The sequence below is a fragment of the Bradyrhizobium sp. BR14999 genome, from assembly GCF_056106085.1.
On the sequence record NZ_CM148536.1, the window covers coordinates 348,485 to 375,352 of the forward strand.

Sequence of the window (26,868 nt, forward strand, 5' to 3'; positions counted from 1 at the left end):
AGGGCGCGGAATCAGCGAGCACACAACCAATACCTGCAATTGGCTCCATTTCGCGGCAGGCGGCGCTTCCCCTAGCCCCGATTCGTAAAATTTTATGCAATCTGGGCAGGCTCGTTTCAGCCTGTTCCCCGGTTTCGGGACCCCCGCCGGGCGCGTTAAGCAGAACAAAACGGCCCATCTCGCACTATCTCCGCGAAAGCAACAAAGCCCGGCACGTCGAGATCGAGGGGGATCTCGCGAAGCTTGGGAAGGGGATGTCAGATGGAGACCGCTGCTCGCTCGCGCGCTTGGCGCGCAATCCTTGTCTTGTGCGCATTGATCCTGCTCGGATCGGTCGCCGAGCTTCGCGCCGGCACGTTGCTGTCGCCGGGCGCCGGCGTCCTCGTGCGCAAATCCGCCGAGCCGTTCGGCGTGTTCGCCTTCGCCATCTCGTCGGGCAGCCTGCAACGGAAATGGCTCGCGCTGAAGGACAAGCTCGACGACGACATGGTGCAGCTCGCGCTGTGCGATGGCGACCGGGACCATTGCGCATCGCCTGCGGCCCTGAAGCTGCTCGCCATCGTCGACCAGGCCCGTGATCGCGACGGCCGCGCGCGGCTGGGCGAGGCCAACCGCGCCATCAACCTCGCCATCCGGGCCGCCAATGACGGCACCGACGACGTCTGGAGTTCGCCGCTTGCGACCTTCCAGCGCGGCGCCGGCGATTGCGAAGACTATGCCATTGCCAAGCTCGCCGCACTGCGGCTCGCCGGCGTTGCCGCCGAAGACCTCCGCATCGTCGTGGTGCGCGACACCCACGCCGGCGAGGCGCATGCGGTGGCCGCCGCACGGCTCGACGGCCACTGGCTGATGCTCGACAACCGCCGCATGGCGATGGTCGAGGACGACGCGGCACCGATCTACCAGCCGCTGTTCGTGCTCTATCAGTCAGCCGTGATGAAATATGTCGACGAACCCGTGCGGTTCTCGATGGCCGCCACCGAGACGCATTGATCCATCTCGTAGCCCGGATGGAGCGGCAGCGAAATCCGGGACCGCTATCAGTCTGTTGCACGAATCCCGGATTGCGCTTCGCTCCATCCGGGCTACAGGACTGGAATACGCCGTCCAGCCACAAAGCCATTCCGTCACATCGTCCGGGACGCTAGCATGGCAGCGGCTATGCGGGGGCGACTGAGATGCGGTTCATCGTGATGACTGTGCTTGCGCTGCTGGCGTTGCCGGTGGCACCAGCCTCCGCGCAATCCGACCGCCCCATTGCCGATCGGCTGCCGCTGTTTGCCAAGAACAACTGCCAACAGATTCGCGATCCCGGCAACCAATTGTTCTGCGGCGATGCCGAGCTTGCCGCCGCCGCCGAGAAGCTGAGCACGGCGATCGAGGCACGGCTCGCCCGCCTGCCCGATCGTCTGCCGGCGATCGAGGAGAATGCGATCTGGAACCGCCAGCGCAACCTCAGCTGCGGCATCGTCGGCCAGACCGCGATTCGCGCCGACGATTTCGACCGGGTGAAGGCGTGCCTGCTCAAGGTCACCGAGGAGCGCGCCGCAATCGTGCGCGATCCGGATTTCGACTGTCTCGCGGCCAACACCGCGGCGGGCGCGCTGATCTGCGCGGACCCGGCGCTGGCACTTGTCGAAACCGAGTTGAACAGCCAGGTGCTCGGCCTGATCGGCAAGCTGGACCCGACCGCAGCGCGCTTTGCCTTCGCCGAATATGGAAGGTGGACGCGAGAGCGCGACCGCAAATGCAATCTGGTCGGCAAGGAGAACGTGCCGCTCCTGGAGCTGGAGTCCGCGGAGGACTGTCTCGCCGACCATTTGAAGCGCAAGACCGATGAGATTCGCGCCGCGAGAGGCGACCCCAAGAAGGTGTTCGGCCGGCAGGTCGCGGCCCGCTCGCCCGACACCGACGCGATCGACTTCTGCGCCGCGCGGATTCACGCCGCCAATTCGTGTGGAAATTTCCTCCGCATCAACCGCGTCTACGCGCTCGACAGCCAGGTGACCGGGCAGGAGGCGCAGGTCACGGGCGAGATCGAGATGGCCGTGCTGGCGCCCTTCACCATGTGCAGCAAGGTCGCCTCCACCTGCACCGGCACCTGCTGGGACGCCAGGACCGGTCGTCCGCAGCCGGGAGCCGGCAACAAGGAGCGTGCCGCAGAAGCCTTCAATGTCACGCGCCGCCTGCGGATCCAGCGGACTTTTGCTTTCGTGAAAGCCGCCGATGGGTGGCGGTGCCGGGAAGACGAACTGGCCCCGGTGAATTCGGGAACGGCGGGTGGGGGATCGTGAGTGCTCTTACCCTCCCCTGGAGGGGGAGGGTCGCTACGCATGTAGCGAAGCGGAATGCGTAGCGGGGTGGGGTGACAGTCTCTCCACATCGAGTACTGCCCGTGTTGAGAGATCACCCCACCCCGCTCGCGCTGCGCGCGATCGACCCTCCCCCTCCAGGGGAGGGTGAAAGCGAAGTGTCAAAACATCAGATTGTCCTTCACCAGCACCCAGCGGCCGCCCTTGACCTGCTGTACCTGGGTGATGGTGTTGGCGAGGTGGTCGGTCTTGGAGAACTTGGTCGGGGGCGAGTTGAAGATGTCGAGGAATTTGTCGCCCGACTCCAGCGCGTCCAGCATCTTCTGACCCGTGAGATCCTTGCCCGCCTTGTTCGCGTAGAACGCAAACGTCATCACCGCATTGTAGCCGATGATGGCCTGCGTATTGGCGTCGGTGCCAAACATCTTCTTGTAGTTGACCAGCCAGTCCTTGACCTTGCCCTTGGCGGTGTCCTCGTAAGGAATCTCGAAGCCGCTGGCGGCATAGAGACCTTCGACGGCTTCCTTGCCGAGCATCGGCACCTCCATCACGTTGGTCGGTGTCGCACCGAGGAAGGTGACGTCCCAGCCGAGCTTCTTGGCTTCGGTCATCGCCCCTATGGTCTCGCGGAGCACAGTGCCGAGCAGGACGAGGTCGCAGCCATCGGATTTCATCTTGGCGATCTGCGCGCTGAAATCGGAAGCGCCGCGCTTGTAGCTCGTGATCGACGCCGGCTGCACCTTCATCGCGGTGAGCTGCTGGTTGAAGCCGTCGAGCACGTTCTTGCCGTACTCGTCGTCCTGATGCATGATGCACGGCTTCTTGAAGCCCTTCCACTCCATCATGTATTTCAGCGCGGCCCGCGTGCTCTCGACGTAAGGCAAGAGGTTGTTGAACTTCAGCCGCTCCTGCGGCTTGGCCGGATCGAACTTGAAGGTGAACTCGGCCGCCGTCAGCGGGAAGAGCTGCATGACGCCGGCGTCGAACAGGATGTCCTGCGCGGCGAGCACTGTCGGTGATCCCATCGGTCCCACCATCGCGAAGATCTTGTCACGCTCGATCAGTTTTTGCGAAGCCAGCACGGCCTTTTTCGGATCATAGCCGCTGTCCTCGACGACCAGTCGAATCTTGCGGCCATTGATTCCGCCGGACGCATTGATCTCCTCGGTCGCCATCTTCATGCCGTTTGCGACCGGGACGCCCCAACCCTTGATCGGACCCGACAGATCCTGGTGAGTGCCGATGACGATCTCGGATGCCGAGATGCCCTCATTGGTGATCTTGGTCTGCGCCGCGGCCGGCAGATGCGTGAGCACCACTGCGCTCACCGCAAGGCCGAACGCCCTGAACGACTTCGACATTGATATCTCCTCTCCCTGGCCGGTGTTGCGCGAAGGGCGTGGCCATCGCTCCTTCGCTGATTTCAGCGTCGCCTGGCGCACGGCGTTCCTGCCATGCGCCTCACGCCACCGCACGCTGGCGATACATCGCCTCGATCTCCGCGGCGTAGCGCTTGTTCACGAAGCCGCGCTTCAGCTTCATGGTCGGTGTCAGCTCTTCGTCCTCCGGGGTGAGCTGGCGCTCGATCAAATAGAACTTCTTGATGGTCTCGACCCGGGCGAAATTGCCGTTGACCTGCTCGATCTCACGCCAGATCAGGTCCTGAATCTCCGTCGCCCGGCACAGGCTGGCATAGTTGGTGAACGGAATGTCGTGGTCCTGCGCGAACTTTTCGACGTTCTCCTGGTCGATCATCACGAGGCAGGTCAGATACGGCCGCTTGTCGCCGATCACCACGGCGTCCGAGATGTAGGGCGAGAATTTGAGCTGGTTCTCGATCTCCGACGGCGTGATGTTCTTGCCGCCCGAGGTGATGATGATGTCCTTCATCCGGTCGGTGATGCGGACGAAGCCTTCATTGTCGATGGTGCCGACGTCGCCGGTATGCAGCCAGCCGCGTTGATCGATGGTCTCGGCAGTCTTCTCCGGCTGGTTCAGATAGCCCATGAACAGGAAGTCGCCCTTGATCAGGATCTCGCCGTCGGGCGACAGCGCGACCTCGCCCCAGGGGACGGCCGTGCCGACCGAGCCGAGCTTGATCCGCTCCGCCGGCATCATGGTGGCGACCCCGCAATTCTCGGTCTGGCCATAGACCTCGTGCATGTCGATGCCGAGCGCAAGATACCAGCGGATCAGCTCCGGGGCGATCGGCGCCGCGCCGGTGAAGGCGATGCGGCAGCGGTCGAGCCCGATCATGCGGCGGATGTTGCGGAATGCGATGCGATAGGCGAGGCGGTTGGCGAGGCGCAGCGACAGCGGCGGCGTCTTACCCTCGAGCCGGCAATCGACCATGCGGTGGCCGACACCGATGGCGCGGCGATAGACCCATTGCTGGAGCGGCGTCGCATCCTTCAGCGCGATGGTGATGGCGGAATAGAATTTTTCCCAGATGCGCGGCACTGCGAGGAAGACCGTCGGCTGCACCTCGCGCAAATTGTCCGGCACTGTCTCCGGGCTCTCGGCAAAGTTCATCACCGAGCCGAGCGCGACCGAGATGTAGTAGCCGCCGATGCGCTCGGCGACGTGGCAGAGCGGCAGAAAGATCAGCCGGTCCTCGGCTTCCTGCGCCGGGATGAAATCGTTGGCGTGGCGCATCTGATGCGTCACGCTGCGGTTGGCATGCATCGCCCCCTTGGGCGGCCCTGTCGTGCCCGACGTGTAGACGAGGATCGCGAGGTCGCCGGTGCTGCGGCTGTCGATCATCTCCTGCCACAGCGCCTCGCGGCCGACCATGTGGTTGCAGCCGAGCGCGCGGAACTCGTCGAGCGACATCACCATGTCGTCGGAGAAGCCGCGGAGACCCTCCATGTCGAACACGATGATCTTCTGCAAGGTAGGACAGCGGGCCCGGCAGGCGAGGACCTTGTCGAGCTGCTCCTCGTCCTCGACGAAGATCACCTTTGTTCTGGAGTCGTTGACGAGATATTCGACCTGGGAGGATGCGTCGGTGGGATAGATGCCGGAGGAGACGCCACCGGCGCACAGGATGCCCATGTCGGCATGGACCCATTCGGGCACGGCATTGGCGATGATGGAGCCGACGTCGCCGGGCATGAAGCCGATCGCGCGAAGCGCGTAGGCGACTTCCTTTGAGATCTCCAGCCATTGGCGCCAGCTCGTCGGCTGCCAGATGCCAAATTTCTTCTCGCGGATCGCCGGCCTGTCGCCCCGCGTCTCGACGGCGCGCAGAAAGCTCTTCGCGATCGTATCAGCGACCGTCAGCACCGCCGGTCGGGCCATGCGCCTCTCCTCCTTGTCGCTTTCCCTTCCGCTGCCTGCCTTGCCGGCGGTCTATGTCTTACGGAGGGGCTGTTCCATCTAACGCCACGTTTTCTTCTTTTTCCAGCGCCGTTCGCCTCTGGCGCCCACTTCCTTGGCGCCAAGGTAAAATTCCTGAATGTCCTGGGAATGCATCAAGCGGTCGCAGGTGTCGTTCATGACGATCCGGCCGATCTCCAGGACATAGCCGTAATGCGCGGTCTCCAGCGCCACCTTGGCGTTCTGCTCGACCAGCAGGATCGACATGCCCTGCTCCTCGTTGACGCGGCGGATGATGGTGAAGATCTCCTTCACCAGCAGCGGCGACAGGCCGAGCGACGGCTCGTCGAGCAGCAACAACGTCGGCCGGTTCATCAGGGCGCGGCCGATCGCCAGCATCTGCTGCTCGCCGCCGGAGAGCTGACCGGCCGGCTGGTTGATGCGTTCCTTCAAGCGCGGGAAATAGCCGTAGACGCGCTCCAGATCTTCCGCGACACCGTCGCGATCCCGGCGCGGATAGGCGCCCATCATCAGGTTCTCGCGCACCGAGAGGAACGGGAAGACTTCGCGTCCCTCCGGCACGTGGCTGAGGCCGAGTCGCACGATCCTGTCGGCTTCCATGCGCTGGATCGGCTTGCCCATGAACTCGATCGCGCCCTTCTGCGGATCGAGGATGCCCGAAATCGTCTTCAGCACGGTGGTCTTGCCGGCGCCATTGGCCCCGAGCAGCGTGACGATGCGGCCGCGCGGCACCTCCAGCGAGATGCCGCGGATTGCCATGATCGGCCCGTAATAGCTCTCGATGTTCGAGAGCTTCAGGATGGTCTCCGGTGTCGCGGTCGCATCCATCGCCTCAGGCTCCCAGATACGCGGCGACGACGTCGGGGTGCTGCTGCACCTCGGCCGGGGAGCCCATCGCGAGCACTCGACCATAGTTCAGCGCGATGACGCGATCGGAGACGCGGTTGACCAGCGACATGTCGTGTTCGACCATCAGCACGGTGACACCGAGCTCGTTCTTCAAGTCGCGGATCCAGAACGACATGTCGTCGGTCTCCTCGACATTGAGGCCCGAGGACGGCTCGTCGAGCAGGATCAGCTTCGGCTCCGAGCACAGCGCGCGCGCCAGCTCGATCACCTTGCGCACGCCGTAAGGCAGGCCCGAGATCAGCTTGTCGCGATAGGGTTCGAGATCGAGGAATTCGATGACCTGCTCGACCCGGCGGCGGTGCACCTTCTCGTTGGCCCGCACGCTCGGCAGGAACAGCAGCTCCTGCCAGAGCTGCGTGGTGGAATGGCGGTGGCGGCCGACCAGGAGGTTGGAGAGCACGGTCGCGTTCTCGAACAGCTCGATGTTCTGGAAGGTGCGGGCGATGCCGAGCTTGGCGATGTCGTAGGGCGGCTGCTCCGTGATGTCCTGGTCCTCGAAGAAGATGCGGCCCGAGGTCGGCCGGTAGATCCGCGAGATCAGGTTGAAGATCGAGCTCTTGCCGGCGCCGTTGGGACCGATGATGGAGAGGATCTCGCCCTTCTCGACCGCGAACGAGACCGCATCGACGGCCTTGAGGCCCCCAAAATGCAGCGACAGGTTCTCGGCGCGAAAATAGCTCATCGGTTGCGCTCCGACTTCACGTAAATCTTCTGCCGCTTGAAGGTGGCGCGCTTGTAGAGCGGGAACAGCTGGAAGAAGAGCTTGATCTTGAGCCAGCGGCCGTAGAGCCCGAGCGGCTCGAACAGCACGAACAGCACGATGATGATGCCGTAGATCGCGCCTTTCAGGCCGTTGAGCGAGGCGAAGGCCGCGACTTTTGACTGGACGTTGCCCGCAGTCGTCGGGCTCGCACCAAAGGTCGCGGTGATGCCGGCGATGATGCCGGGCATGTCGTCCTTCAGATAGGTTAGGAACGGATCGATCATGACGATGAAGATCGCGCCCAGCACCGCGCCGTGCAGGCTGAAGGCGCCGCCGATCAGGATCACGATGATGAATTCGATCGAGAGCTGCAGCGTGAACATCTCCGGCGAGATGAAGGAGAGCTTATGCGCGAACAGCACGCCGGCAAGGCCGGTGATCGCTGCCGAGATCGCAAAGGACTTGACCTTGTAGAGCGCGACGTTGACGCCCATGCTGCGCGCCGCCGTCTCGGAGTCGCGGATCGCGACGAAGGCGCGCCCCGTCGGCGAACGCAACAGGTTGAGCGTGCCGACGATGGTCAGCACCAGCACGGCAAGACAGAGGAAATAGAAGGCCGGGCTGTCACGCGGGACCGTGACGCCGAGCAGCGACAGCGTCTTGATCCGCAAGCCCTCGTTGCCGTTGGTGACGCTCTCCCAGCGCGCCAGGACCTCCTCCACGATCAAGGCAAAGGAGATGGTGGCGATGACGAGGTAGATTCCGGTCAGGCGCAGGGCGGGAAAGCCGACCAACGCGCCGATGACGCCGGTCAAGGCTCCGGCGGCGAGGAAGTAGACCGGGAACGGCACGTTGTATTTCTGCAAATAGGCCGCGGTATAGGCCCCGATCGCGAGGAACGCGGCGTGGCCGAGCGAGGCCTGCCCCGTGAAGCCGGTGAGGATCAGGAGCGCCACGCCGACGGTTGCATAGATGCAGACGAAGACGAGCTGGCTCATCAGATAGCTGGAGAGCACGTAGGGAGCGATCAGCAGCAGCGCGATCAGGATGCCATAGGTGACGACGTAGCCCGAATGCGGAAACAGCTTGATGTCGTCTTCATAGTCGGTCTTGAACAGGAAGCGCATGGTGTTCAGACCTTCTTGCGGACGTGGAGGCCGAACAGGCCTTCAGGCTTCAGGAGCAGCACGGTGAGCAACACGATGTAGGGCGCGGCGTCCTTCCAGCCTTCGGGCAAATAAAAGCCGGCCATGCTCTCGATGACGCCGATCAGCACGCCACCAACGACTGCGCCCGGGATCGAGCCGAAGCCACCGAGCACGGCAGCCGGAAACGCCTTCAGGCCGAGCACGAGGCCGACATTGGAGTGAATGAAGGTGATCGGCGCCAGCAGCACGCCGGCGCAGGTCGCGACCGCCGCGCTGATGGCCCAGACGATCGACACCACGCGCTTGACCGGAATGCCCATGTAATAGGCCGCGAGCATGTTCTCGGAGCTGGCGCGCATCGCGGTGCCGAGCGTGGTCTTGTTGAAGAACAGCCAGAGCAGCGTGCACAGGATCATCGTCGCTGCGATCACCGAGAGCTTGTCGTAGGCGAGCACCAGCGAGCCCATGCGCAGCACGCCCTGGCTGAACGGCGTCTCGATCTTCAGATCGTCGGTGCCCCAGATCATGCCGGCGATCGAGCGCAGGAAATAGCCGAGCCCGATCGTCGCCATGATGATGGAGAATTGCGGATAGCCGAGGATCGGCCGGACCACCACGCGCTCGGCCAGCATGCCGAACAGCGCCATGGCGGCCACCGCACCGGCAAAGCCGATCCAGTAGTTCAGGCCCATCATGCCGATGAAGGTGAAAGCGAAGAAGCCGCCGAGCATCATCAGATCGCCCTGGGCGAAATTGACGACCTCGGTAGCCTTGTAGACGAGCACGAAGCCGAGCGCGATCAGGCCGTAGACGCAGCCGAGCGCAACACCGCTGACCAGCTGCTGAACGAAATCCAGCATCGCCGCGCATCCTCCCGACGCAACCGGCGGCTCTTCCTGACCGCCTTGTCGCATCTTGTGTCCAGTCGCTACGCAGTCGTTTCGCTGCGTCAGCGCCATTTGTCCGAGACCAATTCAGCCTGAACCGCCAAGCGCTGTCAACAAACGGTGACTTGCCTTTAGGATGACGGAATTTGTCGGCCGTAGATTCACGGTGCCGAAACATCTTCAAGTCATGGTCGCGGGCGATGCAAAACCGGATGGTGGACGTCATGAAGCCGGGCAGCTCGGCGCTGGAAGTCGTGGGGTTAACGAAGCGTTTTGACCGTTTGGCGGTCGATGGCCTCGATCTCACCATTCATGCCGGCGAATTCTATGCCCTGGTCGGCCCCAACGGCGCCGGCAAGACCACCACCCTGCGCATGGTCGCGGGCCTGTTGCGGCCCGATGCCGGCAGCGTCTCGATCTTCGGCATCGATGCGCTCCAAAATCCGGTCGCCGCCAAGCAGATGATGGCGTGGGTGTCCGACGAGCCGATGATCTACGACAAGCTGACGCCGCTCGAATATCTCGAGTTCGTCGCCGGTCTCTGGGGCATCGCGCCGTCCAGCTCGGAACCGGTTGCGCAGGAGCTTCTCGGCTCGCTCGGCCTCGCGCAGCACCGGCACGAACGCTGTGAGGGCTTTTCCAAGGGCATGCGCCAGAAAGTGGCGCTGGCCGGCGCGCTGGTGCACGATCCCCGCCTCATCATCCTCGACGAGCCGCTGACGGGGTTAGATGCCGTTTCCGCCCGCCATGTGAAGGGCCTCCTCAGCGGGCGCGTCCGCGCCGGCTGCACTGTCATCATGACCACGCATATTCTGGAGGTCGCCGAGCGCATGGCCGACCGCATCGGCGTGATCGCATCGGGCCAACTGGTCGCCGAAGGCACGCTCGACAAGCTGCGGCGGCAGAACGGCCATGCCGATACCAGCCTCGAAGACCTCTTCATCGCGCTGGTGACGCTTCCGGACGCCGCATGAGCTCGGCGACCGCGCTGTCCTGGTTCACCCGTCACGAGCTCCGGCTCGCCTGGCGCGAATGGTTCGCCATGATGACGGGCGGACGGCGCAAGCGGGCACGCGCCGCCATGATCGGCCTGCTGTTCTTCGCCGCACTCCTGCACCTGCCGGCCTGGGCCGTGATCGGCCGCTTCGCCGACCTGCAACTGCCGCTCGACAAATCCTCGCTGATCGTGATCTCGGCGACGATCTTTCTCGCCTGGACCTTGATGCTGTCGCAGGCGATCGAATCGGTGACGCGGGTGTTTTACGCCCGCGCCGATCTCGATCTCATCATGTCCTCGCCGGCGAAGCTGGCCAATCTGTTCTCGGTGCGCATTGCCGCGATCGCGCTCACCGTCACGACAATGGCGCTGCTGTTCTCGACGCCCTTCATCGACGTGCTGGTGATCGGCGGCGGTGCGCGATGGCTCAGCGCGTTCGGCGTCGTGGTCGCGATGGGCCTGTCGGCGGCGGCGATCGCGATTGCCGTCACCATTCTCCTGTTTCGGCTGATCGGCCCGGCGCGGACGCGCTTGATCGCCCAGATCCTCGCCGCGATCATCGGCGCGGGCTTCGTGATCGCGCTCCAGGTCGCCGCGATCACGTCGTACGGCACGCTGTCGCGCTTCACCATCCTGACCTCGGGTCGCGTAGCCGCCTACGCGCCCGATATCGACAGCATCTGGTGGTGGTCGGCGCGGGCGACCATGGGCGACAGCGAGGCGCTGCTGTTGCTCCTCGCGCTTGCGCTCGTGCTGCTCGGAAGCGTCATGGCGATCTTCTCACGCCGCTTTGCCGACACCGCCATCGACGCGGCGGCGTATGGCACAGCCGGCCGCGTACGCGCCAAGGAGCGCCCGTTCCGCGGCGGATCGCGGCAGCAGGCGCTGCGGCGCAAGGAATTTTCGCTGCTCTGGCGCGATCCCTGGCTGATCTCGCAGACCCTGATGCAGCTGCTCTACTTGGTGCCACCGGCGCTGCTGCTCTGGCGCAATTTTGCCGACAGTTCGGCGGCGCTGACGCTGATCACGCCTGTCATCGTGATGGCGGCCGGACAGCTCGCCGGCGGGCTTGCCTGGCTGACGATCTCGGGCGAGGACGCGCCCGACCTGGTCGCGACCGCGCCGCTGACGCCATCCAGCGTCATCCGCGCCAAGATCGAGGTGGTGCTGATCGCGACCGCCGTGATCTTCTGCCCGCTGGTGGCGGCACTGGCCTTCGCCTCGCCATTCCAGGCGGCGATTAGCGCCGGCGCGATCGTCATCAGCGCGGCCTCCGCCACTGCGATCCAGCTCTGGTTCCGGGTGCAGGCTCGGCGCAGCCAATTCCGCCGCCGCCAGACTTCCTCGCGGCTTGCAACCTTTGCCGAAGCCTTCTCCTCGATCGGCTGGACCGCCAGCGCCGCGCTGCTGCTTGCTCTTCCCATCGCCGGCCTCATCAGCGGCCTGATCACAGCCAGCCTCATCGCCATCACCTGGAAGTTCAGCCCAAGGCGCGAATAAAAGACGCGGGCGAGAGGTGCGACACTGACGCGCTGTTGATCGCAGTCCATTGGCCATGCGCAGCATAGCACGCTAGACTTTCTTCGAAGTCATCGGGGACGGATGCATGTGGCGACTGGTTTCGGCGGCTCTGGCGCTGTTCGGCGTATCCCTCGCACCTGCCCTCGCCCAGCAGCCGCAGCGCAGCGAATGCCTGGCGATGGCGAACGCGGCGCCCCGCGCGCTGCCGGTCGCGTTCCGGCAGGCCGGCGGCTCAGCCGAGGTCGAGATCACCTATGCCGGCCACTCCACCTATTTCATCGATACGCCCGGGGGCCTGCGCATCGCCACCGACTATAGCGGCGCCTATCAGGTGGGACGGCGCCCCGATGTCGTCACCATGAACCGGGCCCACAGCACCCACTACACGCTATTCCCGGACAAGCGCATTCCCCATGTGCTGCATGGCTGGGGCGAGGACGGCAAGCCCGCGGTGATCTCCGAGCGCATCGGCGACACCTTCATCCGCAACGTCACCACCGACATCCGCCGCTATTTCGGCGACGATTCCGGCGCCGACATGATCCGCGACGGCAACTCGATCTTCATCTTCGAGGTCGCCGGCCTTTGCATCGGTCATCTCGGCCATCTCCACCACAAGCTCGACGACAGCCATTTCGCCCAGATCGGCCGGCTCGACATCGTGATGGTGCCGATCGACGGCACCTACACCATGTCGCTGGACGGCATCTCCGAGATCACCAAACGGCTGCGCGCCTCGGTGGTGCTGCCGATGCACCGCTTCGCTACCCCGCTCGACGATTTCATGCGCCGGATCGGCCAGCAGTTCGAGATCGACCAGCGCATCGAGCGGTCGTTCCGGATCTCGCGGGATGCGCTGCCGTCGAAGCCGACGGTGATCATCCTCGACGGGGTGTGACGCGCAATTTTCTCCAAGTCCGCTGAGGCCCGCTCGTGCTGATCTCCTGGCAACAGGAGATCGACATGACAGATTTTGCGAGACTGTTGCACGCGGACGGACCGAACCCGGAGCACGCGGCGGCTCTGCAGCTTTACGGCCGTTTCGTCGGCGACTGGGACGCCGAAATCACCGCCCACGCGCCCGATGGAACCAAACACGCCGCGCCCGGCGAAATCCATTTCGGTTGGGTCCTGGAAGGGCGGGCCGTGCAGGACGTCTGGATCATCCCTCGTTCCCCAGGCAGCCCGGCCTTTCCGATCGCCGGCAATTGGTACGGCACGACGCTGCGGGTCTACGATCCCGCCATTTCCGCATGGCGGATTTCCTGGTTCGATCCCGGCCGCAGCGTGTTCCGGCAGCAGATCGGCCGTCCGCGCGGCGCGGACATCGTGCAGGAAGGCACGACCGAAGCCGGTGAGCTGACGCGCTGGAGCTTTACAGAGATCACCGGCGATTCCTTCCACTGGCTCGGCGAGGTCAAGCCTGCGACCGCAACCGATTGGCGGCTCGTCGTCGACGTGAAGGCGAAGCGGCGCAAGGCTTAAAGATTGAATCGCTCTTGAATCAGTCAGCTCCGGGCGCGCTGCAACCTCTCCCGCTTGCGGGGGAGGTCGCGCCGAAGGCGCGGGTGGGGGCTCGCTCCACACTGGGAATCTCTCTGTGGCGGCACCCCCACCCCAGCCCTCCCCCGCAAGCGGGAGAGGGAGCGCACCTTCCGTGTGGCGGCAATCGAGCTTCATCTAGTCGATATCAGTCACACCGCCGCTGTGCGCGCGATGATGGGTGCGGTTGCATGGCGTGCGCTGCTGCGTGACGAGATGAGATGCTAGGCTCCCAGCACAAAATACCAAAATACAGAGGGAGCGAACGCCGATGGCCGCAAGCGGGTTGCCCACTAATACCAGCGGCCTGTTTGTCGAGCCGCGCGAGGATTGGCTTGCGCAGCACCAGGAGGAGATCATCGATGCGGCCCGGCCGATCGTCGATCCTCACCACCATCTCTGGAATCGCGGGCATCGCTATCTGATCGAGGCGATGGCAGCCGACATCGCCTCCGGCCACAACGTCATCGCAACCGTCTATGTCGATTGCCGCTCGATGTATCGCGCGCATGGGCCAGAGGCGTTCCGGCCTGTCGGTGAGGTCGAGTTCGCCAATGGCGTCGCCGCGATGAGCGCGAGCGGTGCTTACGGCAAGGCGGCGATCTGTGCGGGCATCGTCAGCCACGCCAATCTGCTGCTGGGTGACGCGGCCAAGCCGGTGCTGGAAGCGGAAATCGCGGCGGGCAACGGCCGCTTCCGCGGCATCAGGCATTCCTCGGCCTGGGACGAAGACCCCGTCGTCGCCGGCATGTATGCGAACCGGCCGAAGGGCCTGTTGCGGGATCCGACCTTCCGCAAGGGTTTTGCCTGCCTCGCGCCGCTGAACCTCAGCTTCGATGCCTGGCTGTTTCATCCGCAGATCGGCGAGCTCACCGAGCTTGCGCGCGCCTTCCCCGACACCAGGATCGTGCTCGACCATTGCGGCGGCCCAGCCGGCGTGGGACGCTTTGCAGGGCGGCGCGAGGAGGTGTTTGCACAGTGGCGCGCCTCGATCCGGGAGATTGCGAAATGCGAGAATGTGGTGGTTAAGCTCGGCGGGCTCGCAATGTGCCTGCTCGGCTACGACTTCCATTTGCGCGCGAGGCCGCCGTCATCCGAGGAGCTTGCCACGGCCTGGCGGCCTTATGTCGAAACCTGCATCGAATCGTTCGGACCTAAACGCGCGATGTTCGAGAGCAATTTCCCGCCGGACAAAGGCCAGTGCAGCTATCAGGTGATCTTCAACGCCTTCAAGCGCATCGCGGCGCCCCTGAGCGAGGCCGAGAAGACGGCACTGTTCTCACAGACCGCAATTGATTTCTATCGGCTCGAACTGCCGTCGTGACAAGAAAAGGGGCCCGGATGTTGATCCCGACCCCTCTTCCGTCGTGGCCGCTGGGAAGCGTCCTTGAAACTTTGTGAGCTCTAGCCTGCACCCATCAACGAGGCTGGACGGCGTTCGCCGGTGGAGGTGAACATCTTCTTCAGCTTGTTGACGACGCGGATCAGGAAGCCGATCATCACGGGATTGGTCTTGCGGCAGAACGCGATCTTCCTGACGTGCCCTTCGACATGCCATTTGGCATGCGCGCCATCGCGGAAGAAAATGACGTCGCCGGGGCCGTAGCGCTTCGGCGGCATGCCGTCGCTTTCGAGCACGATCGATCCTTCCATGATCATGATCGTCTCGTCGATGTCGTAATACCAGTTGAAGCGCCCTTCGGTGCAGGCCCAGATGATGGTTTGGGCCGTGCCGTCGGCGCTGGTGGACAGGACGCGCGAGCGCGACACCGGATTACCCTCGATGATCCAGGACGGCTCGATCGGCCGCAGCTCGAGATCCACATTGCAACTGCCGATTTCAATCATTGCGCGCGACATCTGTTTCCTCAGGGAATAAAATAGGTTTGGCCGGGTCGGAGCCCGGATTGTTTCCAATGATGGCCGCAACGCTAGTGACCGCCTTTTAATTCTTCCTTACGCAGGCACCGACAATCAGCCCTAAGTTGCAGGTGCGAAGCAGCTAACGTTGAGATTCCGCTGCGAATTCGCGCACATGAACCCCTCTTTTCCGGGGTGCGACAAAATGCGCGAAAGTGACCATGGAAGGAGCCAATGCCGATGCCCGTCACGCCCGAGGTTCTGACAGCCAACCGCGAGGTCGTCGCCTGGCTCGGCGCCCTCGATGTTTCCTTCGGGCCGGACGAGGAGCCCTGGTTCACTATCGACGACATCGAAAGCCCGCGGCAGATCGGCAGCGACGGTTCCGGCGGCACGTTCGTGCTGCTGCCGTTGCAGAATGTGCTCTACGTGTCGTCAGAGGGGCGCGCTGGCATTATCGCGGAGAATTTCGAGGCGTTCATGCAGCTCGTCGTCGCCTGCCCCTATTGGCTCGACATCCTCAAATTTTCCGCCGGCGGTGATCTCCTGGAGATGCGGCGCGCGGCGGATGCACTGGAGGCGACACTCGACAACGAGGACGACCTCAACGAGGCCCGCGAGCAAATCCGCGACGCGCTCGACCTGCCCGAGCCGGACGATTCCGTCGGCGCGCTCTACGAGGCAGTCGCTGCTTCCTACGCCATCGTGCGGGCCACCGACGGCAGCCCGTTCACGACGCTGTTCAACCGCTTCAGCATCGACAACAACCCGATGCTGCGCAACGCCGCGGCGTGAGACAGCACGCCAGACCATGAGCGCGAGGAAGACTGTCGCCGGGATGCTTACTCTCCCCGACGGGGAAAGGTCGGGTGGGGGCCGCGGCATTTGGTGAAAGCGTAAACCCTCACCCGGATCGCATCTGCGATGCGATCCGACCTCTCCCTACGGGAGAGGTGAAGCAAGCTACTTCGCCCACTCGCCCTTGCGGAACACCGGCACCTTGCTGCCATCGGCGAGAATGCCGTCGATGTCGGTCTCGGCAGAGCCGATCATCCAGTCGATATGGATCAGGCTCTGGTTGCCGCCCTGCGCGGCGATCTGCTGCGGCGTGAGCTGCGCGCCGTTGATGAAGCATTTCGAGTAGCACTGGCCGAGCGCGATGTGCGAGGCCGCATTCTCGTCGAACAGCGTGTTGTAGAACAGCAGCCCGCTCTGCGAGATCGGCGAAGAATGCGGCACCAGCGCCACCTCGCCGAGGCGGCGCGCGCCCTCGTCGGTATCGAGCACCTTGTTCAGCACTTCCGCGCCGCGCGAGGCCTTGGCGTCGACGATCTTGCCGTCCTCGAAGCGCACTGCGATGTTGTCGATCAGGGTGCCCTGGTAGGACAGCGGCTTCGAGCTCACGACGTGGCCGTAGACGCGGCGGCAATGCGGCGTGGTGAAAACCTCTTCGGTCGGGATGTTGGCGTTGCAGCTGATGCCGTTCTTGGAGAGCGAGGCACCGCCCTCCCATTCGTGGCCGTCGGCGAGGCCGATGGTGAGGTCGGTGCCGGGACCCGAATATTGCAACGCGCGAAAACGCTGACCGTTGAGCCAGTTGGTGCGCTCGCGCAGCACCGCATTGTGGCTCGCCCAATTGCTTATCGCGTCCTCGCGGTCGACGCGGGACGCGGCGAAGATCGCATCCGCGAGCTTGCCGATCGCGATGTCCTCGGGATCATTAGGAAACACCTGCTTGGCCCAGGACGGGCTCGGATAGGCGATGATGTTCCAGTTGGTATCGAAATTGACGATTTTTTCCAACGCCGGCTGATAGGCCATGGAGTTGGCCTTGCTGGCGCGCGCCACCTTCGACGGATCCTCGCCCGACAACAGCATCGGATTGTCGCCGACGATGGCGAGCCGCGCGGTATTGTCCGAGAAGGCCTTGGCCATGCCCTCGTACAGCCAGCCGGCGGCACGATCGAAACTGTTGTCCTGGCCGTGGCGGTAGCGCGCCAGCGTCATCTCCTCGTCCGACAGGATCGGCGTCACGATGCCGGCACCGGCCTTGTAGGCGTGCACGGCAATCCGCCGCACCAGCGGCAGCGCGATCGCAGGCGCCGTCAGAAGAAGATCCTGCCCCGGCCGCAAGCCCAGGCCCACCTTCACCGCCACCTCGGCCAGCCGGTCGAGTTTCGCGGGATCGATGGGAGTAGCGGAATTGCGGTGATCAGTCATGCGGGGCCCTCTGCCGAAAGTCTCTCATTCAATCTAAGCGTAGCATCGCGAGGCGCAAGTGCGCGAGCACCTTACGACACCGATAAGATACGCAGTTTCACGCATATTGGTTTTCAACGCGTTGCCGATTTCAGCACCCGGTCGACCATGGCGGGGGCAAGCCCGAGGTAATTTTTTGGTGAGGTGAGCGCCTCGATCGTGGCGCGGTCGATGCGGCTCGAAACGCGGGGGTCGGATGAGAGCGCATCTGCCAGCGTCAAGCCTTTCTCATTGGCGAGCCGGCAGGCGTCATAGACCACGTCATGCGCCTCCTGCCGTCCGATCTGCGGCGCGAGCCCCATCATGACGGCTTCGGCCACGATCAGGCCGCGGCTGATGGCGAGATTGTCGTTCATCTTGGCCTCGTCCACGATGAGGCCTGCGAGCGCAAACTTCGCCTGGTGCAGCGCGCCGGCGCTCAGCACGAAGCTTTCGGGGATCGCCATCCATTCGGCGTGCCAGGGGCCGGTGGCGCGCTCGAAGTCCTGCACCATCGCGTCCAGCATCAGGCCGGCATGCTGGCGCACCGCCTTGGACGCCGCCAGCATCAGCTCGGACGAGATCGGGTTGCGCTTCTGCGGCATGGTGGAGGAGGCGCCGCGGCCCTTGACGAAGGGCTCGTAGACCTCGGCAAACTCGGTCGAGGCCATGATCATGATGTCGAGCGCGATCTTGCCGAGCGAGCCGGTGACGAGCGCCAGGAAGTTCACGGCCTCGGCAAAGCCGTCGCGCGCGACGTGCCAGGTCGAGGCGGGAACGCCGAGCTTCAGCTCGGCGCAGAGCGCCTCCTGCACCTCGAACCCCTTGTCGCCGAGCGAGGCCAGGGTGCCGGCGGCGCCGGCGAACTGGCCGACCAGGACGCGGGGCTTCAATTGCGCCAGACGCTCGGCATGGCGGTCGAACATCGCGAGCCAGATCGCGGTCTTGTAGCCGAATGTCACCGGCAGCGCCTGCTGCAGATGGGTGCGGCCCGCCATCGGCGTATCGCGATATCGCTTGGAGAGGTCGGCGAGGATACGGCGGAGTTCGGCAATGTCCTTTTCGACGATCTCGAGCGCGGCGCGCAGTTGCAGGACCACCGCGGTGTCCATGATGTCCTGCGTGGTCGCGCCCCAATGCACGTAACGGCCGGCCTCGCCGCATTGCTTCACCATCTGATGCACCAAGGGTAGGATCGGATAGCCGACGATGTCGGTCTCCCGCCGCAACAGATCGAAATCAAGCGCGGTAACATTGGTGCGGGCCGCGATCTGGTCCGCAGCGTCCTGCGGGATCACGCCGCATCTGGCCTCCGCCTTCGCCAGCGCCACCTCGACCTCGGCATAGCGCGCCACCAGCGCAACATCGGAGAACACCTCCCGCATCTCAGGCGTGCCGAAGGCATCGCGGAACAGCATGGAGTCGAGCACGGTGGTCGATGCGGGAAAAGCGGGCATGGGCGTTTCTTCGTGGCTGGGTGTTTTCTGTGAAGGCAGCTTACGCAGGCCGCGCTGTTCGGCAATGCCCGCGATACAGCCGATGTCGTCCTGGCGAAAGCCAGGACCCATTACCCCAAGGAGACATTTGGCGAAGACACGCCGTCCGGTACTTATACCGCCTGCAATCGAGAGATTCCGTATGGGTCCTGGCTTTCGCCAGGACGACATCGGGGAGATGTTCGGCACTGCCGACTCGCTGTTCTTGCGGATTCAGCTGGCGGCAATCTGGCCCAAACCTCACATTCCACCGAGGTCGTATTCCCATCCGAAACCGCATGACTGCCATCACGCGATCGTGGTGAACCTGACAGACCGTTCGGCGGACTCACAGACTTCAAGTCGAAATCCATTTTGATTTTATTATTGCCTGATGTCGTTGTGAGGACTGAGTTTTCGACGTGCAGTTTCTGTTCCGGGATCACCTTCTCGACACCGACCGGCGCGAGCTGAGCCGCGAGCAGGTTCCCATTGCCGTGGAACCCCAGGTTTTCGACCTGGTCGTGCATCTCATGGAGAACCGCGACCGGGTGGTCAGCAAGGACGAGCTGATCGACAAGATCTGGCACGGCCGCAGCGTCTCCGAATCGACCTTGACCAGCCGGATCAACGCGGCGCGCAAGGCAATCGGCGACAATGGCGCGAACCAGGCGCTGATCCGCACCATCGCACGCAAGGGCTTTCGCTTCGTCGGCGACGTCGAGGCGAAGCGCGGCGCGGCCGCGCCGGAACCCGGCCGCGGCGCGTCGGCGCCGCAGCCCACGCTCGCGCTGCCCGACCGGCCCGCGATCGCCGTGCTGCCCTTCACCAATATGAGCGGCGACCGCGAGCAGGATTATTTCTCGGACGGCATCAGCGAGGACATCATCACCGCGCTGTCGAAGCTGCGCTGGTTCTTCGTCGTCGCGCGCAATTCCTCCTTTGTCTACAAGGGCCGCGCCGTGCACCTCCACGAGGTCGCGCGCGAACTCGGCGTACGCTACGTGGTCGAAGGCAGCGTGCGGCGCAGCGGCGAGCGCCTGCGCATCTCGGCGCAGCTCAACGACGTCTCGACCGGCAGCCATCTTTGGGCCGAGCGCTACGACCGCGAGCTAGCCGACGTCTTCGCCGTGCAGGACGAGATCACCGAGGCGATCGTCGCGGCGATCGAGCCGCAGCTCTATGCCGCCGAGAGCTTCCGCGCCCAGCAGAAGCCGCCGGGCAGCCTGGATGCCTGGGATCTCGTGATGCGCGCATTGTCGCATTACTGGCGCATCACCCGCGAGGACAATGCCGCCGCGCAAGGGCTGCTGGAAATGGCGATCGCGATCGACCCTGCTTATGGCAAGGCGCTGGGCCTGCTCGCCACCAGCCATATATTCGGCGCGCATATGGGCTGGGCGGACATGGCTGTAACCGTGCCGGTCGCCGAACGCGCGGCGCTGGCGGCGGTGGAGGCCGATCGCGACGACGCCTGGGCGCATCACGGCCTCGCCTATACTTATTTATTCCGCCGCCGCTTCGAAGACGCACTGGCGGAGTTCGAGCTGGCTCTCAAGCTCAATCCGAATTTCGCGATGGCGTACGCCTTCTACGGCGTGACGCTGTGCTACGCGGGACGATGGCAGGACGGCGACGCCGCCGCCCGCCGCGCGCTGCGGCTGAGTCCGCGCGATCCGCTCGCCGCGATCTATTGCGGAGTTGCGGCCTATGCCCGGTTCATCGGTCGCGACTACGAAGGCGCCGTGCAGATGGCACGCGAGTCGCTGCGGCAACGCAGCGATTTCGTCGGCGCGCATCGTGTGCTGACCGCCGCCGCCGGCATGTCGGGAAGCTCGGCTCTCGCCGCGTCCGCCCTGGAAGGCCTGCGCCGCACCCAGCCCGGCATTTCGCTCGCCTGGATCACGCGCGAGTTGCCGATGCTGCGCGACGAGGATCGCGCGCATTATCTGGAAGGATTGCGGCGCGCGGGGATGGGGTGAGGACCTCTCCCTCGCCCCGCTTGCGGGGAGAGGCGAAGAGTCCTACTCCTGCATCATCTCGCCGCTGCCGCCGAACTCGGCGGGAAAATCCTTCAGCTTGGGCAGACCGTCGCGCATTGGCAGCACCGTCTCGGCGTAGTTGACATGGACGCCGGGCGTGAACGCCAGCGTCGGGATGGTGGCGGTGAAGACGTCGACGAGGCCGAGCGGCGGATGGTTGGTCATGAGATGACCGCCGCACTTCTTACAATATTTGCGCTGGCTGAGCGGCGTCTTGGCGAAGGTCTCGACGTTCTGGGCGCCTTCGGTGATGCGCACGGCTTCAGGCTTCCACAGGCTGAAGGCGTTTACCGGTCCGCCCGACCACGACCGGCAAGAGCGGCAATGGCAATAGCCCATCGCCTCCGGCGCGCCCGTGACCTCGACCGTGACCGCGCCACAGAAGCAGTTTCCGACATGTTTCATTGGTGTCTCCATGATGAAGGATCGTTATCGCGCGTCGGCGCCCCGCGCATCCTCCTTTCGGTGGACGCGCGGAACGAGGCCAAGACTATACCGATCTGCGCCAGGGAATAAGCATCGACACGCGTTGTTTGTACTGCCGGTACTCGTCGCCGAAGAGATCGATGAGGTCGCGCTCCTCCAGCGCGATACCGACGAAGATGTAGAGCGTCGTCACGGCGGCGAACAGCAGGTGGCCCGCGGTCATGACCGGCGCCGCCCAGAACGCGATGATGAAGCCGAGATAGATCGGATGGCGGACGAAATTGTAGAGCAGCGGCGTCTTGAACCGCGCAGGCGCCGCCTCCTTGCCGACGAGATGGTTCGTCACCTGATGCAGGCCGAACAATTCGAAATGGTTGATCATGTAGGTCGAGGTGAACACCAGCACCCAGCCTGCGAAGGACAATGTGACCAGCGTCACAGCAAGATCGGGATCCTGGACCTCCCATATGACCGCAGGCAGCGGACGCCATTGCCAGAACAGGAGCAGCAATGACAGGCTCGCCAGCAGCACATAGGTGCTGCGCTCGACCGGTTTCGGGACGAACTGCGTCCACCAGGCCTTGAAGCTCTGACGCGCCATCACGCTGTGCTGAATGGCGAACAGCGACATCAGGAGGAGATTGACGATGACCGCCTCAACCGGCGGCGTGGCGGTTCCAGTGTCGATGGTCTTCGGCACGACCAGCCCCATGACAAAGCCGATGGCGTAGAGGATGGTGACGAAAAACACGAGATATGCCGCAATTCCGTACAGAAAGGCGACGAACTTGAATATGCGTGAGCCCGCAACCGCCGGGCTGATCGAATGAACCTGATCAATCTGGGACATGGAAAGCTCCGTTGTGCCAAAACATCGGCACTTGTTGGTAGTCCCACCATGCACCTCGGACGGGCCTGAGACTTTCGCTGACAATTGATTTTCGCCTGAGACGCCTTTGAGTTTTGCTTGAGACGACGAAAACGTGCGATTTTGCTTTGAAAACAATGTGCTCGACGGCGACCTGCGGGAACTCACCTGCGCCGGGGTTGCCGTGCCGTTGCAGCCGCAGGTGTTCGATCTGTTGCTCTATCTGGTCGCGCAACGCGCGCGTGTGGTCAGCAAGGATGACCTGATCAGCCAGATCTGGAGCGACCGCATCGTCTCCGATTCCGCCCTGAACAGCCGAATCAATGCTGCGCGCAAGGCGATTGGCGATGACGGCGCGACCCAGCGGCTGATCAAGACCATTCCGCGCAAGGGTTTTCGTTTCGTCGGCGAAGTCCGGGAAGAAATCCGGAAAGACGTGGCGGCTTCGCCTGCGCCCGCCGTATCCGTTCTCGCCCAACCGCACACTGTCTCGGACCGCCCGGCGGTCGCGGTGCTCGCCTTCGAGAACATGAGCGGCGATCCCGCACAGGATTATTTCGGCGACGGAATCAGCGAGGACATCCTCACCGCGCTGTCGAAGCAGCGCTGGTTCATGGTGATCGCCCGCAACTCGTCCTTCACCTACAAGGGACGCGCGGTCCACGTCAGGCAGATCGCCGAGGAACTCGGCGTCCGCTACATCGTCGAAGGCAGCGTCCGCAAGGCGGACAACCGGGTGCGCATCACCGCGCAGCTCAACGACGCCACATCGGGCGGCCATCTCTGGGCCGAACGCTACGACCGCGAGCTCGTCGACGTCTTTGCCGTGCAGGACGAGATCACCAACGCGATCGTGGCGGCGATCGAGCCGCAGATCCATGCGGCGGAAAATTTTCGCGCTCACCGCAAGCCGCCTGCGAGCCTGGATGCCTGGGATCTGCTGATGCGGGCGCTGTCGCACTACTGGCGCGTGACGCGGCGGGATCACGAGACAGCGAAGGCGCTGCTGGAGCGCGCGATCGGGATTGATCCGAATTATGGTCAGGCGCTGTCGGTGCTGGCGGCAAACCACATGTTCGGCGTGCATCTCGGCTGGGCCGAGCTTGCCGCGGTGGCGCCGGTCGCGGAAGCCGCCGCGCTGGCTGCCGTGCGCTGCGACCATGAGGATGCCTGGGCGCATGCCGCGCTCGGGAGCGTCCTGTTCTCGACACGCAGGCTGACCGACGCACTGTCCGAGTTCGAGCGGGCGCTCGCGCTCAATCCGAACTTCTCGCTGGCGCAGGGCTATTACGCGCTGGCGCTGTCCTATGCCGGACGCTCGAAGGAGTCGTTCGAGGCGGCGCAGAGGGCAATCCGGCTCTCGCCGCGCGATCCGTCGCTGGCGATCTATCACGGCATTGCTGGCTATGCGCGCTTTACCGAGCGGCACTATGACGAGGCGATCGCGCTCGCGCGCGAGGCGATCCGCCACCGCGGCGACCTCACCGGCGCCTATCGCGTGCTCGCGGTCTCCGCCGGCATGACCGGCGACCGAAAGCTTGCGGAGACGGCGCTCGGCGAGCTCCGCCGCACCCAGCCCGGCATCTCGCTGCACTGGATCGCGACGCAACTGCCCTGGGCCAATGAGGCCGATCGCGAGCACTATCTGGAGGGATTTCGGCGCGCAGGGTTGCGGTGATTCCTCTTACCCTCCCCTGGAGGGTAAGTGCACCGTGGTGCTACGCGCGCTTGCGGCGCAGATGCACGATGACGTCGAGCCGCGCGATCTCGTGGCCGGGAAGCGCCTCGGGCACCCTGGTGAAAGTCAGGCCCTCGGCGACGTCGACCAGCACATCCTCGCCTTCGAGGTAGAAATGCGGATGCACGGAAGTGTCGGTATCGAAGAACGACTTGATGCCGTCGGCCGCGATCCGGCGCAACAGGCCGGCTTCGGTGAACTGGTTCAGCGTGTTGTAGACGGTCGCGAGCGACAGATACATGTTCGCCGCCATCGCCTCGTCATAGAGCTTCTCCGCGGTGACGTGACGATGGCCGTTCAGGAACAGCAGCTGGCCGAGCGCCAAGCGCTGGCGCGTCGGGCGGAGGCCAGCCTCGTTCAGCAGTTGAAGACAGCGCTGCACGCCCTCATCCGGCGGTGGCCCGACGACATCGGGCCCGCTGTCGTTACCGGCAGCGATATTCGTGGCGTACATGTCCATCGATCGTCTCACGTCTGCAAGAACCGGGACGCGCAACACGCTTTCCCAGTTGCTATTCGATCGCAGAAGCGACGACTTGGCTTTGATCCGGATCAAATTGGAGGCATCGATTGCCTCCACGCCGTCATTGCGAGGAGCCCTTGCGACGAAGCAATGACTGAGTTTGGCGCAACAGCGCCTGACACAATGTCGCTTGCGATCGTGGCCGCAGGACAATGCTACTCCTATTTCGCCTTAACCGGGATCGGCTTCGGTGCCGGCACTTGCGCCCATTCCTTATCGGCGCGGGGACCATTGAGATCGCCGGTCAGGCCAATGAGCTGACCGGGCAGCACGTCGAGGGTCTGTTGCCAGGTTTGGGTCTGGCACAGGATCTTGATCAGGCATCCCCTGAGCTTGAGGCGGTCGGGGGATTCGCGCCAGAGCGAGACCGAGTACGACTTGCCGTCTTCGGCATTGTAGATGTCGCCAGCAAACCGCCCCTCGGATGTCGCCTGCAGGCCCATGACGAGCTGGTGGCCGAGCAGCATTCGGGCGCGCTTGTCGGGATCTGGATTCTGGCTGTCGCGATAAGGCTGGCCGCGTTTGTCGGCCGGCTCCTTCATCCAGACGATGAAGCCGCAAATGCGGTCGCGCGACGGACCGCAGCGCTCGAGCCGGATGCGGGCGCGGCCGTCCTCGACCAGCCAGGTGCCGCTCGGATCGGTGGACGCGGCGGCGCTGGCGCGGCCGCCAAACGCCATCATTACGATCGTGATCGCGATGCGCAGCACGAAGCGAAGGAATATGTTCATCGGCAGCACCTTTCGTTGGATGGATCGCGGCGTCAGTTCAGTTGCACCATCAGCGCGTCGGCGCCCTTGTCGAGGCCGGCGGTGGCGGCCTCGAGCGCGCCGACGCTGGCTTTGATGTCGTAGGCGCCCGGGTACTGCTTGGTGACGTAGGCCGAGAGCAGGCGCGAGGACGTGGCATCGAAGATCTCGACGCCGTAGACGACCGAGCCGGTCATGGTCCCCTCGCCGTCGCGCGCGGCCTGCACGCCGTTGTAGACGGCACCGGCAAGGTCGAAGCGCGAGAGCGTGCCGAGCACCGGCGTGTTGGTGACGGCGCCGGTGAGCGTCAGCCTGATCCGCAGCGTATTCGGCCCGCGCTCGCGCACCAGCGCGAAGCGGCTGCGCAGCCGGTCGGCGAAACGGGTCTGCATGTAAGCGGCGAGCGTCGCCTTGTCGGACATGTCGCCGAACTGGTGATCCCTCCCCCGGTAGACGACGACGGGATCGAGGATCACTTTATTGTAAGCGCGCCAGTCGACCTGCGTGGAATAGCGGTAGGGCACGCGGCCGGAGGCGTCCGACTTGTCCGGAGCCATGTAGGCCGAGGACGCCATCTCCGAATAGGGCACCGGAGCGACCGAGGCGCAGCCCGCCGCAGCGACGCAAAGCACCAGCGTTCCCAGACCGCGCAGGGCGATCGAGCGATCCATTCCAGACTCCTCTTGCGGCTGATTGGGAAGGCCAACCTTTAAAGTTGCGATGGCGACCGCAGCCGCGCTTCGGGACCAGACGCGGCTGGGGCGCTCACCATTGCCAGCCCAAGGCATCGTCCGGGGTCATTTCAGATGCCTTAGGCCGTCTCAGTGTTTGCGCTTATAAAACCGACCAGTCGGCTTGTAAAGTGCCGAGATGACGACCTGGCACCTTTGGCCGCAGGCGTGGCTTTAGGCAGTGACCGGCAGGACATCATTAACGATGAATCAGGCCCGCTTGCGCGGGCCGGCCGCCTTTGCTGCACCGGATTTTGCCGCGCGCTTTACGGCCGGCTGTTCGAGACCGGCCCACTGCGCGTCGTCGAGCAGACGCGCGAACAATCGCTGGTGCTCGTCGTTGCTGAGCGGCGACATGCCAAATAGCGAGCTCAGCAGCAAGCCCATCGCTCCAGCCCAGCGCAGCATCGCAAGGTCGGGGTCGGCGGCCTCGTCCCTGATCGCCGCCATCCTCTCCATCTCGCGCTCGCGCGGCAGCGCCATCAGGTTGGGATTCTCGACCATGGCTGCAACCAGCGCCAGCGCGGCAGAATTCGGCGAGGTTGCGGCTTCGCGCACGGTGGCGAGCTGGGTCGCCAGATTGGGATTGGCGGAGGTCGCGCTCACCTTTGCCATATAATCGTTCGAGAACTCCTCGAACCGCACCATCTGTCGTTCGAGCAGCGCCTTCAGCACCGCCTCCTTGGTGCGGAATTGATGCATCACGCCGCCCTTGCTGAGGCCGCTCTCGCGCGCGATCGCATCGAGCGTCAACCGCCCCGGCCCGTCGCGCGCGATGATCGCGATGGCCGCTTCAAGCGCAGCGTTGCGGGACCGTTCGGAGCGCGTGGCGTTGTCCATGGCGGACTTGTCTGCGTGAC

25 protein-coding genes are annotated in these 26,868 nt (G+C 64.2%); 10 read left to right on the forward strand and 15 right to left on the reverse strand.

Annotated features, from left to right (window positions below; translation table 11 throughout):
- Positions 1-261: 261 nt before the first annotated feature.
- Entirely contained in the window at positions 262-993 is a 732-nt protein-coding gene (locus ACR9YP_RS01600) for a transglutaminase-like cysteine peptidase (RefSeq protein ID WP_474218856.1), read from the forward strand.
- 185 nt (positions 994-1,178) lie between these two features.
- Positions 1,179-2,294, forward strand: a complete 1,116-nt coding sequence (locus ACR9YP_RS01605) for a lysozyme inhibitor LprI family protein (protein WP_474218857.1) — start codon at positions 1,179-1,181, stop codon at positions 2,292-2,294.
- A 179-nt stretch (positions 2,295-2,473) separates the two neighbouring features.
- Here ACR9YP_RS01605 and ACR9YP_RS01610 read toward each other — a convergent pair whose 3' ends face one another.
- From ACR9YP_RS01610 to ACR9YP_RS01635, 6 genes are all read right to left on the reverse strand, one after another.
- On the reverse strand, positions 2,474-3,673 hold the full coding sequence (locus tag ACR9YP_RS01610; RefSeq protein WP_474218858.1) for an ABC transporter substrate-binding protein: 1,200 nt from the start codon (positions 3,671-3,673) through the stop codon (positions 2,474-2,476).
- Between the two features lie 100 nt (positions 3,674-3,773).
- Positions 3,774-5,612 (reverse strand): AMP-dependent synthetase/ligase, encoded by a 1,839-nt coding sequence (locus ACR9YP_RS01615; protein ID WP_370987860.1) that lies wholly within the window; start codon positions 5,610-5,612, stop codon positions 3,774-3,776.
- 78 nt (positions 5,613-5,690) lie between these two features.
- The gene (locus tag ACR9YP_RS01620) at positions 5,691-6,479 is read right to left on the reverse strand and encodes an ABC transporter ATP-binding protein (RefSeq protein ID WP_438104441.1); all 789 of its coding nucleotides are present in this window, start codon (positions 6,477-6,479) and stop codon (positions 5,691-5,693) included.
- A gap of 4 nt (positions 6,480-6,483) precedes the next feature.
- On the reverse strand, positions 6,484-7,242 hold the full coding sequence (locus tag ACR9YP_RS01625) for an ABC transporter ATP-binding protein (RefSeq protein WP_060737253.1): 759 nt from the start codon (positions 7,240-7,242) through the stop codon (positions 6,484-6,486).
- Complete coding sequence (locus ACR9YP_RS01630) at positions 7,239-8,390, reverse strand: branched-chain amino acid ABC transporter permease (protein WP_474218859.1); 1,152 nt, start codon at positions 8,388-8,390, stop codon at positions 7,239-7,241. Before ACR9YP_RS01630 ends, ACR9YP_RS01625 begins: the two co-directional genes overlap by 4 nt.
- Before the next feature lie 5 nt (positions 8,391-8,395).
- Positions 8,396-9,271, reverse strand: a complete 876-nt coding sequence (locus ACR9YP_RS01635) for a branched-chain amino acid ABC transporter permease (protein ID WP_128936774.1) — start codon at positions 9,269-9,271, stop codon at positions 8,396-8,398.
- Between the two features lie 251 nt (positions 9,272-9,522).
- On the opposite strand from ACR9YP_RS01635, the gene ACR9YP_RS01640 reads away from it, so the two are divergent.
- From ACR9YP_RS01640 to ACR9YP_RS01660, 5 genes are all read left to right on the forward strand, one after another.
- Positions 9,523-10,272 (forward strand): ABC transporter ATP-binding protein, encoded by a 750-nt coding sequence (locus tag ACR9YP_RS01640; RefSeq protein WP_474220992.1) that lies wholly within the window; start codon positions 9,523-9,525, stop codon positions 10,270-10,272.
- Positions 10,269-11,795, forward strand: coding sequence for a permease (locus ACR9YP_RS01645; RefSeq protein ID WP_474218860.1), 1,527 nt, complete (start codon positions 10,269-10,271; stop codon positions 11,793-11,795). Before ACR9YP_RS01640 ends, ACR9YP_RS01645 begins: the two co-directional genes overlap by 4 nt.
- A gap of 106 nt (positions 11,796-11,901) precedes the next feature.
- A complete protein-coding gene (locus ACR9YP_RS01650; protein WP_474218861.1) occupies positions 11,902-12,714 on the forward strand; it encodes an MBL fold metallo-hydrolase in 813 nt (270 codons plus the stop codon).
- Positions 12,715-12,779: 65 nt separating this feature from the next.
- Positions 12,780-13,301 carry a hypothetical protein gene (locus ACR9YP_RS01655; RefSeq protein WP_370987854.1) on the forward strand — a complete coding sequence of 174 codons (522 nt, stop codon included), beginning with the start codon at positions 12,780-12,782 and terminating at the stop codon, positions 13,299-13,301.
- A gap of 328 nt (positions 13,302-13,629) precedes the next feature.
- On the forward strand, positions 13,630-14,682 hold the full coding sequence (locus ACR9YP_RS01660; protein ID WP_438104433.1) for an amidohydrolase family protein: 1,053 nt from the start codon (positions 13,630-13,632) through the stop codon (positions 14,680-14,682).
- Positions 14,683-14,762: 80 nt separating this feature from the next.
- Here the strand turns inward: ACR9YP_RS01660 and ACR9YP_RS01665 are convergent, their stop codons facing one another.
- Positions 14,763-15,218, reverse strand: coding sequence for a cupin domain-containing protein (locus ACR9YP_RS01665; RefSeq protein ID WP_438104431.1), 456 nt, complete (start codon positions 15,216-15,218; stop codon positions 14,763-14,765).
- Positions 15,219-15,458: 240 nt separating this feature from the next.
- Between ACR9YP_RS01665 and ACR9YP_RS01670 the strand changes: the two genes are divergently transcribed.
- Complete coding sequence (locus ACR9YP_RS01670) at positions 15,459-16,013, forward strand: hypothetical protein (RefSeq protein WP_474218862.1); 555 nt, start codon at positions 15,459-15,461, stop codon at positions 16,011-16,013.
- A 168-nt stretch (positions 16,014-16,181) separates the two neighbouring features.
- On the opposite strand, the gene ACR9YP_RS01675 is transcribed toward ACR9YP_RS01670, so the two are convergent.
- Complete coding sequence (locus ACR9YP_RS01675; RefSeq protein ID WP_091885349.1) at positions 16,182-17,438, reverse strand: aminopeptidase; 1,257 nt, start codon at positions 17,436-17,438, stop codon at positions 16,182-16,184.
- Between the two features lie 113 nt (positions 17,439-17,551).
- Positions 17,552-18,913, reverse strand: coding sequence for a 3-carboxy-cis,cis-muconate cycloisomerase (gene pcaB / locus ACR9YP_RS01680; protein WP_438104428.1), 1,362 nt, complete (start codon positions 18,911-18,913; stop codon positions 17,552-17,554).
- 440 nt (positions 18,914-19,353) lie between these two features.
- Between pcaB and ACR9YP_RS01685 the strand changes: the two genes are divergently transcribed.
- Positions 19,354-20,913, forward strand: a complete 1,560-nt coding sequence (locus ACR9YP_RS01685; protein ID WP_438104426.1) for a winged helix-turn-helix domain-containing protein — start codon at positions 19,354-19,356, stop codon at positions 20,911-20,913.
- A 42-nt stretch (positions 20,914-20,955) separates the two neighbouring features.
- Here ACR9YP_RS01685 and ACR9YP_RS01690 read toward each other — a convergent pair whose 3' ends face one another.
- Entirely contained in the window at positions 20,956-21,378 is a 423-nt protein-coding gene (locus tag ACR9YP_RS01690; RefSeq protein WP_128956882.1) for a GFA family protein, read from the reverse strand.
- Positions 21,379-21,463: 85 nt separating this feature from the next.
- Complete coding sequence (gene mddA / locus ACR9YP_RS01695) at positions 21,464-22,249, reverse strand: methanethiol S-methyltransferase (RefSeq protein ID WP_438104425.1); 786 nt, start codon at positions 22,247-22,249, stop codon at positions 21,464-21,466.
- A gap of 133 nt (positions 22,250-22,382) precedes the next feature.
- Between mddA and ACR9YP_RS01700 the strand changes: the two genes are divergently transcribed.
- Entirely contained in the window at positions 22,383-23,945 is a 1,563-nt protein-coding gene (locus ACR9YP_RS01700) for a winged helix-turn-helix domain-containing protein (protein WP_438104424.1), read from the forward strand.
- A gap of 40 nt (positions 23,946-23,985) precedes the next feature.
- Here ACR9YP_RS01700 and irr read toward each other — a convergent pair whose 3' ends face one another.
- From irr to ACR9YP_RS01720, 4 genes are all read right to left on the reverse strand, one after another.
- The gene (gene irr / locus ACR9YP_RS01705; protein WP_438104422.1) at positions 23,986-24,465 is read right to left on the reverse strand and encodes a Fur family transcriptional regulator Irr; all 480 of its coding nucleotides are present in this window, start codon (positions 24,463-24,465) and stop codon (positions 23,986-23,988) included.
- A gap of 224 nt (positions 24,466-24,689) precedes the next feature.
- Positions 24,690-25,259, reverse strand: a complete 570-nt coding sequence (locus ACR9YP_RS01710) for a DUF2147 domain-containing protein (protein WP_474218863.1) — start codon at positions 25,257-25,259, stop codon at positions 24,690-24,692.
- Positions 25,260-25,291: 32 nt separating this feature from the next.
- A complete protein-coding gene (locus ACR9YP_RS01715) occupies positions 25,292-25,948 on the reverse strand; it encodes a DUF3313 domain-containing protein (protein WP_474218864.1) in 657 nt (218 codons plus the stop codon).
- Positions 25,949-26,218: 270 nt separating this feature from the next.
- A complete protein-coding gene (locus tag ACR9YP_RS01720) occupies positions 26,219-26,848 on the reverse strand; it encodes a TetR/AcrR family transcriptional regulator (protein ID WP_438104418.1) in 630 nt (209 codons plus the stop codon).
- Positions 26,849-26,868 lie beyond the last annotated feature (20 nt).